Origin of the sequence: Pseudomonas sp. BIGb0278 (assembly GCF_024809895.1) — a bacterium.
Taxonomy (GTDB): Bacteria; Pseudomonadota; Gammaproteobacteria; order Pseudomonadales; family Pseudomonadaceae; genus Aquipseudomonas; species Aquipseudomonas shirazensis.
On record NZ_JANUEL010000006.1, the window covers coordinates 119,688 to 135,465 of the forward strand.

At 65.1% G+C, this 15,778-nt stretch carries 5 protein-coding genes; 3 read left to right on the top strand and 2 right to left on the bottom strand.

The annotated features are described in order from the left end of the window. Positions 1 to 108: 108 nt before the first annotated feature. On the bottom strand, positions 109 to 13,062 hold the full coding sequence (locus M2396_RS19320; protein ID WP_259077319.1) for a non-ribosomal peptide synthetase: 12,954 nt from the start codon (positions 13,060 to 13,062) through the stop codon (positions 109 to 111). Positions 13,063 to 13,351: 289 nt separating this feature from the next. Here M2396_RS19320 and M2396_RS19325 point away from each other — a divergent pair, with 289 nt between their 5' ends. Beyond that, positions 13,352 to 13,882 (top strand): RNA polymerase factor sigma-70, encoded by a 531-nt coding sequence (locus M2396_RS19325; protein ID WP_150569709.1) that lies wholly within the window; start codon positions 13,352 to 13,354, stop codon positions 13,880 to 13,882. 3 nt (positions 13,883 to 13,885) lie between these two features. Here M2396_RS19325 and M2396_RS19330 read toward each other — a convergent pair whose 3' ends face one another. Then, positions 13,886 to 14,689, bottom strand: coding sequence for an ABC transporter substrate-binding protein (locus M2396_RS19330; RefSeq protein ID WP_259077551.1), 804 nt, complete (start codon positions 14,687 to 14,689; stop codon positions 13,886 to 13,888). Positions 14,690 to 14,839: 150 nt separating this feature from the next. Here M2396_RS19330 and M2396_RS19335 point away from each other — a divergent pair, with 150 nt between their 5' ends. Together M2396_RS19335 and M2396_RS19340 are read left to right on the top strand one after the other, a co-directional pair. Beyond that, on the top strand, positions 14,840 to 15,391 hold the full coding sequence (locus M2396_RS19335) for an exonuclease domain-containing protein (RefSeq protein ID WP_101318083.1): 552 nt from the start codon (positions 14,840 to 14,842) through the stop codon (positions 15,389 to 15,391). Positions 15,392 to 15,468: 77 nt separating this feature from the next. Next, positions 15,469 to 15,753: a pyrimidine/purine nucleoside phosphorylase gene (locus M2396_RS19340; protein WP_101318081.1), complete on the top strand. Its 285-nt coding sequence runs from the start codon at positions 15,469 to 15,471 to the stop codon at positions 15,751 to 15,753. Positions 15,754 to 15,778: the final 25 nt, after the last annotated feature.

Genomic DNA, 15,778 nt, shown 5'->3' on the forward strand with positions numbered 1-15,778 from the left:
CGATGGTGCTGCAGGTGGTGTCCAAGCTAGAACGGATAACCACAGGTTGAATTTAACGCTCGGCCAGGCGCCGGCGAGCGGGCGACCAGCGCCCGCCCGCCGCAGCTGTCAGAAGCCTTCCAGCTCGGCCATCAGGTCGCTCAGGCGGTCGACCTTGTCGTCATCCAGCACACTGCCCTGCAGCCCTTCGACATACAGCGCCAGCTCCTCGACCGTGCTGCACTCGAACATTGCCCGCAGCGGCACGTTCAGCTGCAACTGCTTCTGCACCCGCGAGGCGATCTGAGTGGCCAGCAGCGAGTGGCCGCCAAGCTCGAAGAAGTTGTCGCGCACGCCTACCCGCTCGCTGCCGAGCACATCGGCCCAGATCACAGCCAGTGTCGCTTCCAGCTCGCTGCGCGGCGCCAGGTAGTCCTGGCTGTGCTGAGCACCGATATCGATGGCTGGCAGCGCTTTGCGATCGAGCTTGCCGTTGGCGTTGTGCGGCAGGCTGTCGAACCAGCCCCAGTGCAACGGCACCATGTACTCCGGCAGGTCGCTGCGCAGGCGCTGTTTGACCTGTTCAAGCAAGGTTGCATCGGCCGTCACGCCGTGATGCACCACCAGATAGCCGACCAGGTGCTTGCCGTTGACGCCCTCCTGCACGCCGACGGCGGCGTCGCGGATCTCGCCTTGCTCATGCAGGCGCGCTTCGATCTCGCCCAGCTCGATCCGATAACCGCGGATCTTCACTTGGTGGTCGATGCGACCGACGTATTCGAGCACGCCGTCTACCCGGCGCCGGGCCAGATCGCCCGTGCGGTACAAGCGCTCTCCCGGCGCGCCGTATGGATGCGGTATGAACGCGAGGGCCGTGCGCACCGGGTCGCCGACATAGCCGCGGCCCACCCCGGTGCCGGCCACGCACAACTCGCCCACTGCACCCAGCGGCACCAGGGTCTGTTCTTCACCCAGCAGGTACAGCCGGTTGTTGTCGGTCGGCGTACCGATCGGCAGGTAGCTGCCTTCGGTCGACGCTGCATCGACACGGAAGAACGCCACGTCATCCGAGCACTCGGCCGGGCCATAAGCGTTGACCAGGCCAATTGCCGGGTAGCGTTGCAGCCATTGCGCGGCCAGCTCGGGCGGCATCGCCTCGCCGGTCGGCAGCATCCAGCGCAGCCGGTCCAGGTGCTGCTCGGGGTTGGCGAGCATGCCCTGAATCAGCGACGGCACGCTTTCCAGCACGCTGATCCCGCTCGCCTGCACATGGCTGAGCAAGCCTTGCGGGTCATGCGCGATGGCGTTCGGCACGATCTCCACGCGGGCCCCGAACAACGGCGCGGCGAGGAACTGCCAGACCGAAATATCAAAACTTTGCGACGCGGTCTGGGCGATCACGTCGTGCTCGTCCAGCCCCAGGTACGGCACCTTGCTCAACTGGTTGTTGAGCATGCCACGCTGCTCGACCATCACTCCCTTGGGCAAACCGGTGGAGCCGGAGGTGTAGATCACATAGGCGAGGTTGTCCGGGCCGCTGTAGACGCCTGGGTTATGGCTAGCCACGGCGCTGGCCTGAATTTCTTCCCACACCAGCAAGGTTGGCCGTACGGCACCGGCCAGCTCATCCAGCAGTTGCCGCGCCTGTTCGGCGTGGGCGGCGGTGCACACCAGCAGCGGCGTGCGGCTCAGCTCGACGATGCGTTGCAGGCGCGCCGCTGGCAGCCCGGGGTCGAGCGGCAGATAGCCCGCGCCGGCCTTGAAGCTGCCGACGATCATGCCCAGCAGCGGCAAGCCACGCTCGGCCAGCAGGGCTACGGGTTGATCGATGGCGACGCCCGCTGCGAGCAGCGCGTGGCCCATGCGGTTGGCGGCCAGGTTGAGCCCGGCGTAGTCAAAACTGGCCTCCAGGCAGCGCGCCACGACCCGCTGCGGATGCGCGGCGACGCGCGCTTCAAACAGCTCGACATAGCTCTGTTCAAGGCTGTAGGCATGCTCGCTGCGGTTGCAGTCTTCGAGCAGGAAGCGTTGTTCTTCAGCGCCGAGCAACGCCAGCGCGCTGACCTCGCCGTCAAAGCCCTCGACCAGCGCCAGCAGCAGGCGCTTGAATTCGGCCAGCAAGCGCTCGACCGTGGCGTGATCGAAATAGCGCTGGTCAAACGACAGGTGCAGGCCTAGGTCATCACCGGGGTAGCACACCGCGGTCAGCGGAAAGTTGGTGTGGGTCCGGCCCGAGTCAGAGCTGGCGTTGAGGTGCTGGGCGTGGTCGAGCACGGCCGTTTCCACTGGCGCGTTCTCGAACACGAACAGGCTGTCGAACAGCGCCTGGCCCTTGGGCAGCTCGCTGCGCTCCTGGATCGCCACCAGCGGCAGGTACTCGTATTCACGCAGCTCCATGTTGCGCTCGAGCAGGCCCTGCAGCCACTGCCGCACACTTTGCCGCTGCCCCGGCGCCGGCAATTGCACACGCAGGGCCACGCTGTTGATGAACAGGCCAACCGTGCGCTGCATCTGCGGCATGCTCACCGGCCGCCCAGCCACGGTAACGCCGAAGACCACGTCGCGCTCGCCGCTGAAGCGCGCCAGCACCAGTGCCCAGGCCGCCTGGGCGAAGGTATTGATGGTCAACTGGTGGGCCTGGGCCAACTCACGCAGGCGTGCGCCCTGCTCGACCTGCAGCCGGGTATAGCAGTCGCCGACGATCATGCCGTCGCCGGCATGGTCGTGGCGCAGCGGTCGGTCGCTGGGCAGCGCCGTGGCGCGCTCGAATCCGGCCAGGTTGGCTTGCCACCACTGGCGCGCTTCATCGAGGTCCTGCCGTTGCAGCCAGCCGATGTAATCGCGATAGCGCGGCGGCACTGGCAGTTGCGCCTGGCGGCCCTCACCGAGCGCCTGATAGATCTCGAAGAAGTCGTTCATCAGCAACGAGCGGCACCAGGCATCAATCAGGATGTGGTGATTGCTCATCATGAACCAGTAACGCTCGTCGGCCACGCGCACCAGGCGCAGGTGGAACGGCGCCTGGCTGAGCAATTCGAAGCCCGCTTCGCGTTCCTGCTTGTGCAGCGCTTGCAGGCGTTGCTCCTGGGCCTCTTCATCCAGCTCGCGCCAGTCCTGATAGTCGACCGCGGTGTGGCCCGGCTTATGGATGATCTGCAGCATCGCTTCGCCGGCGCTCCAGCTGAACGAGGCACGCAGGGCTTCGTGACGGGCGACTACCGCCTGCCAGGCCTGGGCAAAGCGCTGCGGCTCGAGCGCGCTGTTGATGCGATAGCGGTCCTGCATGTAGTAGATGCCGGTGCCCGGCTCGAGCAGGGTATGCAGGAGCATGCCCTCCTGCATCGGCGTCATCGGGTAGACGTCGTCGATTTGCGCAGCGGGTACGGGCAGGCTGTCGATCTGCTCCTGGCTCAGGTGAGCGAGGGGGAAGTCCGACGGGGTGAAGCTGCCGTTGCCATCGGCCAGGCAATGGGCAACCAGCGCCAGCAGTTCGCGGCGATAGTCTTCGGCCAGCGCGGCGATGGTGGCGTGCTCGTAGCGCTCGCTGCTGAAGTTCCAGCGCAGTTGCAGGGCACCGCCGTAAACCTGGCCATCGACGCTGAGCCAGTTGGGCAGCGCCGCGTCGAGGTCGTGGGCCAGGCCCGCCGGCGCATCCAGCGGCTGGAACAGCGCATGCGCATCGAACTGCTGGTCGAACTGGCCGAGGTAGTTGAAGGTGATCCGCGCCTGCGGCAGCGCTGCCATGCTTTCGCGGCTGGCGGCGTCAGCGAGGTAACGCAGTACGCCGTAACCGATGCCATTGTGCGGCACCTGGCGCAGTTGTTCCTTGATGCGTTTGATCGAGCTTGCCTGGGCCTGATCGTGTTCGCCTGGCTCGATGGCCAGGGCCAGTGGATAGGCATTGGTAAACCAGCCGACGCTGCGGGTCAGGTCGAGGTCTTCGAACAAGCCTTCGCGGCCGTGGCCTTCCAGTTGCACCAGCACTTCGCGGTCGCCGCTCCAGCGGCACAGGGTGCGCGCCAGGGCGGTCAGCAGCAGGTCGTTGACCTGGGTGTGATAGGCCGCCGGCGCCTGCTGCAGCAGCTGGCGGGTTTGTTCGACCTCAAGGTTGATGCTCAGGGTCTGTGCATGTCGGTTGAGGTTGCCGCCCTGAGGATGATCACAGGGCAGCTCACGGCGCACGCCAGCCAGTTGCGTCTGCCACCAGCCAAGCTCATCGCGCAGCGAGTCGCTGCCGGCATAGGTAGCCAGGCGCGCTGCCCAGTCGCCCATGGCGTGGGTCTTGGCCGCGAGACTGGCGCCGCGGTACAGCGCCTGCAAGTCCTCGAGCAGCACCCGCCAGGACACGCCATCGACCACCAGGTGGTGGATAACGACCAGCAAACGCTGCTGGCCTTGTCCATCACTGACCAGCAAGGCGCGCAGCAGCGGCCCTTGCTGCAGGTCGAGGCTGCGTTGCACATCGGTATACAGCGCCTGGCAGTCGTCCAGATCGGCGACCGTCGCCGTCCACAGCAGTTGCTCGCTGGTCGGCTGTTGATACTCGCCGTGCCAGCGACCGTTCACCTGAGTGAAGCGCAGCCGCAAGCTGTCGTGCTGGACCAGCAACGCGGCCAGCGCCTGTTCCAGGCTCGCCGCCAGCAATGGCTCACGGACCTGCAACAGCACGGCCTGGTTCCAATGCTGCGGCTCGACCACTTCACTGTCGAAGAACCACTGCTGAATCGGCGTCAACGCGCTGCTGCCGACCCGCGCGCCCTGCTCGATCACGCTCGGCGCATCGCTGTGCCTGACCACCGCGGCGAGTGCCTGGATGGTTTGGTGCTGGAACAGGTCGCGCGGGGTGAACTGCAGGCCCAGCTGGCGGGCCCGGCTGACCACCTGGATCGACAGAATCGAATCGCCGCCCAGCTCGAAGAAGTTGTCCTGCACGCCGACTCGGGTGACGTTGAGCACCTCCCGCCAGACCTGCGCCAGTTGCTCCTCGAGCGCATTCGCCGGGGCTTGATAATGCAGCTGCACCAGCTCCAGATCCGGCGCTGGCAAGGCGCGGCGGTCAAGCTTGCCGTTGCCCATCAGCGGCAGCTGGGCGAGCAGCACCAGGTGCGCAGGGACCATGTAGTCCGGTAGGTGCCGGCGGGCATGAGCCTTCAGCGCTTCGCGCAGATCGGCCTGGGTAGCAGCATCGGCATTGGCCTGAGCGCAGACCAGATAACCGACCAGTTGCTTGCCGCCGGGCAGATCCAGCGCGAGCACCACGGCTTCGTCAATGTCGGCATGAGCTTGCAGGCGGCTTTCGATTTCACCCAGTTCAATCCGGAAGCCACGGATCTTCACTTGCTGGTCGGCACGGCCAACGTATTCGACCAAGCCATCAGCACGCAGGCGCACGCGGTCGCCGGTGCGGTACAGGCGGCCGCCGTCGCCGCTGAATGGGTCGGCGACAAAACGCTCGGCAGTCAAACCGGGGCGGTCGTGATAACCCTGGGCCAGGCCGGCGCCGCCGATGTACAGTTCGCCGATGCCGCCCTGGGGCAACAGCGCCAGATCGTCATCCAGCACGTACGCGCTACGAGCGCCGATCACTTGGCCGATCGGCACGCTGCCAGCGTCGGCCGGCAGGGTCGTCGGCGCCAGACACGCGAGCGGCATGACTACGGTTTCGGTCGGCCCATAGGCGTTGAACAGCTGCTGCGGAACAAACGCCTGGCGGATCCGCTGCAGGTGCTCGCCGGTCAGCGCTTCACCGCCGGTGATTACCAGACGCACTGGCAATTGCTCGGCGCTGCTGGCCAGGTACTGAGCCAGCTGGCTGCCGTAGCTTGGGGTAAAGCCAAGAATGTTCACCTGCTGCTCGCGCACCAGCTGGCAGATTTCCTCGGCGCCCCACTGTCCTTGCCCGCGCAAGACCACCCGCGCACCGCACAACAGCGGCGCCAGCAGGCGCTCACTGGCAGCATCGAAGTTGATCGAATAGAAGTGCAGCTCGCAGTCGTCGCTGCGCATGCCGAACGCGCTGATCACGGCCTGGCAATGCATGGCGATTTCGCCGTGGCTGACCACCACGCCCTTGGGCTGGCCGGTCGAGCCGGAGGTGTAGATCAGGTAGGCCTGATGCTGCGCCAGGCTGAGGTTGGTCAGCGCTGCATCGCTGTAATCAGCCAAGGCTGCGACATCATCCTCAAGGCACCAACGGCCGACAGTGGCCGGCAACTCGCCGAGCCGTTCGAACAAATCGCGCTGGCCGAGCAGCAGGCCGATGCGGCTGTCTTCGATCATGTATTGCAGGCGTTGCAGTGGGTATTCCGGGTCGAGCGGCACATAGGCACCGCCGGCCTTGAGGATTGCCAACAGGCCAACGACCATTTCCAGCGAGCGCTCAAGTGCCAGGCCAACCCGCACTTGCGGGCCGACGCCACGCTCGCGCAGCACCCGCGCCAGGCGATTGGCCTGCTGGTCGAGGGCGGCATAGCTGAGGTGTTCACCGGCAAAGGTCAGCGCCAGCGAATCCGGGCTGCGCTGGGCTTGCACGCTGAACAGACCGTGCAGGGTGTGTTGCAGCTCGCCAGCAGGCTCGCCCTGCAATTGCTCAAGCAGCGCCTGTTGCTCGGCCGCGGCCAGCATCGGCAGCTCGCACAGACGCTGCTGCGGGTCGGCGATCAGCCCAGCCAGCAGCTGTTGCCAGTGCTCGGCCATACGGGCGATGCGCGGTTCATCGAACAGGTCGCGGCTGTAGGTCAGGCAGCAGCCGAGGCGGCCGTCCAGGTCGGTAACTTCCAGGTACAGGTCGAACTTGGTCGCACTGGCGTCGTTGAGCAGGTAGTCGACCTGCATCCCGGCCAGCTCGCGGCTTTGCTGGAAGGCCCAGCGCTGCACGTTGCACATCACCTGGAACAGCGGGTTGTAGGCACTGCTGCGCGCCGGTTGCAAGGCTTCGACCAGTTGCTCGAACGGCAGGTCCTGGTGCGACTGGCCGGCCACGATGGTCTCACGCAGTTGCTCGAGCAGGTCGCCTGCACGCATCTGCCCGTCCAGCTCGCAGCGCAGCACTTGGGTGTTGAGGAAGGCGCCAATAAGGCCTTCGCTTTCCGGGCGAATCCGGTTGGCCACCGGCGCACCGATACGCAGGTCGCGCTGGCCGCTGTAGCGGTGCAGCAAGGCCGCCAGAGTGGCGGTCATGGTCATGAACAGGGTCAGGCCGCGCTCGCCATTGAACGCATGCACCCGCGCCGCCAGTGCCGGGTCGAGGTCGAAGCGGTACAGCCCGCCCTGATGGCTCTGCACCGGCGGCCGTGGGCGGTCGCTGGGCAGTTCCAGCAGCGGCTGTTCATCGCCCAGCCGGGCCTGCCAGTAGGCCAGCTGGCGCTGGCCTTCGCCGCCTTCCAGCCATTGCCGCTGCCACACGCTGTAGTCCAGGTACTGCACTGGTAACGGCGCCAGCGGCGACTCGCGATCATCGACAAAGGCTTCGTACAGCTCACACAGTTCGCGGGCAAAGATGTCCATCGCCCAGCCTTCGGTGACGATATGGTGCAAGGTCAGGACAAAGTAGTGCTCGCGCTCGCCGGCCTTGACCAGGCAGGCGCGCAGCAGCGCACCGCGCTCCAGATCGAACGGCTGGTGCGCCTGTTGATCGGCCAGCGCTTGCAGGCGCTGTTGGCGCTGCTCGGCAGCCACCGCGCTGAAGTCATGCCACTGCACCTGCAATGGGCTGTGCTCGGCGACGCACTGGTATGGCACGCCGTCGATGCTCGGGAAGGTGGTGCGCAGGGTTTCGTGACGGGCAATCAACGCATGCAGGGCGCGCTCGAAGGCATCCACGTGCAAGGTGCCGCGCAGGCGCGCCATGCCGCCGACGTTGTAGGCCGGGCTGTCCGGCTCCATCTGCCAGAGGAACCACATGCGCTGCTGCGAATACGACAGCGGCACCGCCTGGCGCCGGTCGACCCGCGCAATAGCGCCTTGCTGGTTATGCTCGCCGCGCTCGCGCAGCCCGGCAATCTCGACACAGAATGCGCCCAGCTGGCTGGCATCGAACAAGGTCTTCAACGGCAGTTCGACGTCCAACGCCTGGCGTGTGCGCGAGACGATCTGGGTGGCCAGCAGCGAGTGGCCACCGAGGGCGAAGAAGTCATCCTGCAAGCCCACCTGCGGCACGCCGAGCACTTCGCGCCAGATTGCCGCGACCTGCTGTTGCAGCGCAGTGTGCGGCTCGACGTGCTGGCGTTGTTGCCAGACCGGCGCCGGCAGCGCCTTGCGCTCGACCTTGCCGCTCGGGCCGATGGGCATCTGAGCAAGGTGGATCAATTGCGCCGGGACCATATAGGCCGGCAGGCGCTCGCTCAGTGCGGCCAGCAGCGCCTCGCTCTGCTCGTTACCGGTGTAATAGCCGAGCAACTGCGCACCAACCGCGTCCTGATGAATCAGCACCACCGCCTGAGAGACGCCCAGCTGAGCCAGCAGGCAGGCCTGCACTTCTTCGGGTTCAACCCGGAAGCCACGGACCTTGACCTGCTGATCGAGCCGGCCCAGATAGTCCAGCGCCGCATGCTCGGGCAACCAACGGACGCGGTCGCCGCTGCGGTACAGGCGCGCGCCGTTGCCATCGGCCTGCGGCACGAAGCGCTCGGCGGTCAGTCCTGGTCGGCCCAGGTAACCCCGAGCCAGGCCGACGCCACCCAGGCACAGCTCGCCCGGCACACCTGGCGGACTCAGCTCGAGCTCGTCATCGAGCACCTGGCAGAGCACGTTGGCCAGCGGCCTGCCAATCGGTGAACGCTCGCCATCGCTTGGCTGGCAATGCCAATGGGTTACGTTGATTGCGGTTTCGGTCGGGCCATAGCGGTTGTGTAGGTGCACCTGCGGCAGTACCTGCAGAACCCGATCACGCAGGCTGGCCGACAACGCCTCGCCACCGGAGAACAGCCGGCGCAGGCTCGTGCAGCTCGCAGCCAGCGGCTCCTCGACAAACACCTGCAGCAACGGCGGGACGAAGTGCAGCGTGGTCACGCCAAACTGCTGCACCAGCTCGGCGATGCGCTGCGGATCACGGTGCTCGCCGGGGCCGGCGAGGACCAATGGGCAACCGGTGAGCAGCGGCCAGAAGCACTCCCACACCGACACGTCAAAACTGATCGGTGCCTTTTGCAGCAGCACATCGCTGGCCTCCAGCGCATAGCTGGTCTGCATCCACTGCAGGCGCTCGGCCAATGCCCCATGGGTATTGCCGACGCCTTTGGGCTGGCCGGTGGAGCCTGAGGTGTAGATTACGTAGGCGAGGTTGTCGCCTTCCAGATGCAGCCCCGGCGCAAGGCTTGGCCAGCTGTCCAGGTGCAACTGGTCAAGGGCGATCACGCTGACCTCGGCACGCTGCGGCAGCTGTGCCAGGCAGTCGCTGTGGCTGAGCAACAGGCTCGCGCCACAGTCGGCGAGCATGAACGCCAGCCGCTCGGCAGGGTAATCGACGTCCAGCGGCACATAGGCGCCACCGGCCTTGAGGATCGCCAGCAAGCCGACCAGCAACTGAGGCGAGCGCTGCAGGGCAATCGCGACACAGGTATCGGGGCCGACACCTTTGTCGCGCAGGTAATGCGCCAGGCGGTTGGCCTGCTGGTGCAGGCTGGCGTAATCGAGGCTGCCGCCGTCCCAGAGCAGAGCCGGCTGTTGCGGGGTCAGGCGCGCCTGTTCGTTAAGCTGCTCGACCAGCAAGCGCTGCGGCGTCGGCGCTGCGCACTGGCCCCATTGCAGCAGTTGCGTGCGCGAGGCGGCATCAAGCAACTGCACATCGCCCAGCGCCAGCTGCGGTTGCGCGCTGACCTGTTCGAGCAAGGCCAGCAGGTGCTGCGATAGGCGCCGCACGGTGGCCGCGTCGAACAGCTCAGCGGCATAGTCGAAGGCCAGGCTGAGGCGGCCCTGCTGGTCTTCTTCGCTGTGCAGTTGCAGGTCGAACTTGGCTTCACGGCTGTGCCATGGCAACTCTTCGGCGAGCAAACCAGGCAGGCGGCGCAGCGCTGACAGGTCGCGTTGCTGATGGTTGAACATGACCTGGAACAGGCCCTGCTCACGCGCCTGCGGCAGTGCTTCAAGCAGTTGCTCGAACGGCAGGTCCTGATGCGCCTGCGCCTCGATCGTGGCCTGACGCACCTGGGCCAGCAACTGGCTGAACGGCTGGCGACCATCGAGCTGCGCACGCAGCACCTGGGTATTGATGAAGAAGCCAACCATGCCCTGAGTTTCCAGGCGTGGGCGGTTGGCATTGGGCACGCCAACGCGGATGTCGTGCTGCCCGCTGTAGCGGTGCAGCAAGCCCTGCCAGGCAGCCAGCAGGATCATGAACAGGCTGGCCTGTTGCTGCTCGGCAAGCTGCTTGAGCGCGGTGGTGAGCTGGGCCGGGACTTTTACGCTGAGGCGCTCGGCGCGCAGTGTGCGCTGGCTCGAACGCGGCTGATCGGTGGCCAGATCGAGCACCGGCAGATCATCACCCAATTGCGCTTGCCAGTATTCGAGTTGTGCTGCAGCCGCGCCCTCGGCCAGCCACTGGCGCTGCCAGATGCCGTAATCGGCGTAGCCCAACGGCAGCGCTGGCAGGCTGACGTGCTGGCCCTGACAGCGGGCCGCGTACAGGCGAGCGAACTCATCCAGCAGAATGTTCAGCGACCAGCCGTCAGCGACGATGTGGTGCAGCGTCAGCCACAGCTGGTGCTGCTCATCATCCAGCCGCGCCAGAGTAGCGCGCAGCAGCGGCCCATTGCCCAGATCGAACGGCTGCTGCGCCTCGGCTTCGCGGCGGGCCGTAACCTGTGCGGGGTCCAGCCCATGCAGGTCAAGCTGAGCGAGCTCCAGTTGCAGCTCAGGCAGCACCCGTTGCAGGGCCTGGCCGGCGACTTCGCTGAACACCGTACGCAACGATTCATGCCGGCTGACCAGCGCTTGCAGGCTGTGCTGCAGCGCGGCAACGTCGAGTTCGCCGCGCAGGTGCAGGCCGGCCGGGATGTTGTAGGCTGCCGACTGCGGTTGCAGCTGCCACAGCAGCCACAGGCGGTTTTGCGCCAGCGACTGCGGCAGTGGCTGAGCGCGGCCGCGCACGTCGATATGAGTGCGCTGCTGGCCGCCGTCAGCCAGCAGTGCAGCTACCGCTGCGCTGTAGTCAGCCAGCACCGGGGCGTCGAACAGGGTGCGCAGGCTCAGCTCGATGCCAAGCTCGTCTGCCAGTTGTGCGGTCGCCTGCGTGGCGGCAATCGAGTTGCCACCCAGCAGCAGGAAGTGGTCATCGGCCGCCACCGCTTCGACCTTGAGCAGGTCACGCCAGATGGCAGCGATGCGCGCTTGCAGGGGCTCTGTCACAGAGGCCGCCGACGCCACGCTGCTGATCGCCGGGAAGCGCGCGTAGCAATCAAGGCTGCCGTCATCCATGCGCTGGCGACAGGCCGCGCGTTGCAGCTTGCCGCTGGAAGTCTTCGGTAGCGCGCCGGGGTTGAGCAGCAGCACTGCCGCCGGTGCCTGCCGACAGGCATCGGCTATCACCTGGCGCAGGGTCTTGATCAGCGCCTCGGGAGCGGTCGACTTCTGCACATTGCGGCTCACTTCAACAGCGACACCGATGCCCTCCTCGCCGTTGTCGTCGACGGCGAATACCGCCACCCGCCCCTTGCGCAGCCCTTCGACTTCGCGCTCGAGGGTCTGCTCCAGGTCCTGCGGGTAGAGGTTTTGCCCACGTACGATGAGCATGTCTTTCAGGCGCCCGGTGACGAATATCTCGCCGTCGCGGATAAAGCCCAGGTCGCCCGTGCGCAGCCAGGTCTGGCCGTTCATCTCGACGAAGGTGCGTGCCGTCGCTTGCGGGTTGCGCCAATAGCCACGGGCGATGCTCGGGCCGGCGGCCCAGATTTCCCCGACCTGGTTATCCGCCAGCAGCTGTTGCTGCTGTGGTTCGACGATGCACACGGCGTGCTCGGGTTGCGGATAGCCGCAGCTCATCAACACACTGCCCTCGCCGCTTTCGATACGGTGCTCGGCCAGCGCCTGGGCATCGACCTGCAGAGCAGCAATGCCATGAGCGCGACGGCTGCCGCTGACGAACAAGGTGGCTTCGGCCAGGCCGTAACTGGCGAAGTAGCTGCTGCGCTCGAAGCCGCATGGCTGAAACTTGCTGGCAAAGGTTTCCAGGCTGTCCTGGCGGATCGGCTCGGAACCGGAATACGCCACCCGCCAGCGGCTAAGGTCGAGCCCGGCCAAGGCCGCTTCGCTAACCCGTTCACTGCACAGGCGGTAGGCAAAATCCGGCCCGCCGCTGATGGTGCCGCCGTACTCGCTGATCGCCTGCAGCCAGCGCAGCGGCCGGGCCAGGAAGTACCCCGGCGACATAAGCACACACGGCACGCCACTGAAGATCGGCTGCAGCAAGCCGCCGATCAAGCCCATGTCGTGGTACAGCGGCAGCCAGCTGACGATGACGTCGTCGGGGTTCAGGTCGATGCCAAAGCCCTGGCGAATCAGTTGCTCGTTGGCGACCAGGTTGGCATGGCTGACCTGCACGCCCTTGGGCAATGCGGTAGAGCCTGAGGTGTACTGCAAGAAGGCGATGTCATCGCCCGCCAACTGCGGCTCGCGCCACTGCGCCGCCAGCGCCGGGTCGAGCTGGTCGACCGCCAGCAACTGCGGCGCGCCGTCAGCAGCGAGCGCGTCAAGTTCCTGCAGGCTGTCGCGTAGTGTTTCCACGGTCAGCAGCAAGCGCGGCTGGGCATCGTCGATGATCGACAACAGGCGCTGTTGATGATGGCGCTTTGCAGACTCCGGCGGATAGGCCGGCACGGCTATCACACCCGCATACAGGCAGCCGAAGAACGCCGCGACGTAATCGGCACCGCTGGGGAACAACAGCACTGCCCGATCACCGAACTCGGCCCGCGCCTGCAGTGCTGCGGCGATGGTCCGCGCCCGCGCATCCAGCGCCTGATAGGTCAGTACTGCCTGCTCGCGCGGGTCATCGGCCAGAAAGCGCAAGGCGATCCGCTCGGGGGTCTGCTTGGCGCGTTGCGCCAGGGCCTGGACCAGCGAGTGCGGGAGTTCGAAGGCGTCCGTCATGGGTGTTCCTGCCAGTGTCTGGGTAAGTCGGGCCTGGCCGTTGCCTCGCTGAATGCGGGCGGCGTAGGCGGCCTTGGGTACACAGGGGAACGGATGGGCAGGGCAAATAATTAACAGTGCGGGCACCGAGGGTGATGACTGTGCGAGGGCAGGCTTAGATCAAACACGAATAGATACTCATTAACTTTCGTATTTGACAACCATTATCATTCCGCCTAATTTGTCGCTCGTCGCAGGAAGCGCCCTATCCAAAAGCGCTCCTATTCCTAAAAGAGCTAAGGTGATTTCCATGGCGGAACAACTATCCACAAGTAAGTGCGATTCACCCTTACTCCAGGCGTTCGTCGACAATCGCAGCATTCTCCTCAAAATCGCCGCGCGCATCACTGGCTGCCGCTCGCGTGCCGAGGATGTTGTTCAGGACGCCTTCTTCCGGCTCAACGCCGCACCGCAGATCACCTCCTCGATCAAAGCTCAACTCAGCTATCTGTTCCAGATCGTGCGCAACCTGGCCATCGATCACTATCGCAAACAGGCGATGGAGCTGAGGTATTCGGGCACCGAAGAGGAAGGCATGAACGTGGTGATCGTCAATGCATCGCCCGAGCACACCCACATCAACCTGGCTGCGCTTGAACATATCGCCGATGCATTGAATGAACTGCCCCAGCGCACCCGTTATGCCTTCGAGATGTACCGGCTGCACGGCGTCCCGCAGAAAGACATCGCCAAGGAACTTGGCGTCTCGCCGACGCTGGTCAACTTCATGATTCGCGACGCCCTGATCCATTGCCGCAAAAGCGCCCAGCCGCACGCTTGAGGGCTACTGCGGGCTCATCGTCTGGATCTGATAGGGCTGAAAAATCCGCGTCAATTCACCGTTGCTGCGCAGTTGTTGCAATAGCGCGGCAAATGCCTGCGGGCTGATCGGTGCATTCGGGCGCAGCAGTGCGTAATGATGATAAAGCTGATCGACGCGTTCCGAGCCCATCAACTGCTCGCGGCTGGCAGGGTTGCGAGCAAGAAAATCATTGAAGTACGAGCGCGTTACCAGGGCAATGTCGGCGCGCCCTCGCTGGACCATTAAAAGGTTGCTGTCATGCGAGTAGGTCAAGGTCGCATGGTAGTTCGCACTGAGCTGCTGTGGGTCGGCGTTGAAGTCGGCGAAGGCGTAATGATAGCCGTGGTAAACAGCCAGACGCTTGCCATGCAGCTCAGCGAAGTAATTCTGGTCCCTTCCCGGCTGGCGCCGCGCGACAAAAATTTCGGCATCTTCCAGGCCCATGTCGACGGCCTGGTGGGGGACCTGTTGCCAGCCCCACTGAGGGTTCTCGAAAATCGCCATGTCGGTGCGCCCTTGCTCCAGGTCGGCAAAGCGCCGCGGAATCGAGGTGGGCACCAGAACGAAGAAGTAGTCCTTTTGCAGCGTGTTGAGCGCCTGTGTCAGTTGCGGCAGCAGGCCACTGTCGGCGCCCCGCTCCGGGCGTTCGGAATAAGGCGGAAAATGCGCCGCACCGATGCGCACCTCGATGCCTGCCTCGGGTTCGGCCCAGCCAGGCGCGACGTGCCCCAGCAGAGCAACCAGCAACAGCGACGAGAAGGCCTTGAGCCTGGGCAGTGGAATCAACACAGACACTTGCAGACACACCAAACCTTGATGCGCCTAAGCTAGGCGTTTTCTGCAAGCGGCACAACCAGCACATATGCCAAAGTGCCATAGGGTGCCTGTTTGGCCGAGTTTGGCTACTCTCTAGCGAGTCTTGCAAGGGAGCCTGCCATGGCCCATTGGTTAGTGATCGACCTGGAGGCCACCACCGACGACGGTGGCTGGCCGCTCACAGAGATGGAAATCATTGAAATCGGCGCCAGCCTGGTGACGCGGCAAGGCCATGAGGTCGACCAGTTCCAGTGCTTCGTCAAACCGAAAAAACGCCCGCAGTTGACTCCGTTCTGCCGCCAGCTGACCCACATCAGCCAGGCGGACGTCGACGCCGCCGCGTGTTTTCGTGAGGCCTGGGCTGGGTTCGAGGGCTGGCTGAGGACGCATGCCGATGAACTGCAAGCCTGGGTCAGCTGGGGCGACTATGACCGCCGCCAGCTGCTGCAGGAATGGCACGACTATAAAGTGCGCAGCGTGCTCCAGGACACCGCCCACATCAACCTCAAGCAGCGCTTCGCCAAGGCCCGCCACCTGCAACGCCCGGCCGGGCTCAACAGCGCCCTGCAACTGGCTGGCCTGCAGTTCAGCGGCCAGCAGCACCGCGCCCTCGAAGATGCGCGCAACACCGCGCGTTTGCTGCCGCTGAGCCTGCCGGCCGAGAGCCCCTGAAAGCAGATGACGACACGCTGGGGCTTGGGCATACTGGCCAGCCCCTTTTTCATCCCCCCTTTACAGGAGTCGCCCCCATGTTCAAGGTCAACGAGTACTTTGATGGCACCGTCAAGTCGATCGCTTTCGAAGGCACTGAAGGCCCGGCCACCGTCGGCGTCATGGCCCCGGGCGAATACGAGTTCGGCACCGCCAAGCGCGAAATCATGCACGTGGTTTCCGGCGCCCTGACCGTCAAGCTGCCGGGCAGCGACAACTGGCAGGAATTCATCGCTGGCAGCCAGTTCAACGTGCCTGCCGACAGCAAGTTCCAGCTCAAGGTCGCAGTTGCAACCGCTTACCTGTGCGAATACCGCGACTGATCCAGCAATCGCATTGGCTCAGCAG

Excerpts from the sequence above, each read along its gene's own strand:
- M2396_RS19320 (WP_259077319.1), bottom strand. The coding sequence starts at position 13,062 with ATGACGGACGCCTTCGAACTCCCGCACTCGCTGGTCCAGGCCCTGGCG.
- M2396_RS19325 (WP_150569709.1), top strand. The coding sequence starts at position 13,352 with ATGGCGGAACAACTATCCACAAGTAAGTGCGATTCACCCTTACTCCAG.
- M2396_RS19335 (WP_101318083.1), top strand. The coding sequence starts at position 14,840 with ATGGCCCATTGGTTAGTGATCGACCTGGAGGCCACCACCGACGACGGT.
- M2396_RS19340 (WP_101318081.1), top strand. The coding sequence starts at position 15,469 with ATGTTCAAGGTCAACGAGTACTTTGATGGCACCGTCAAGTCGATCGCT.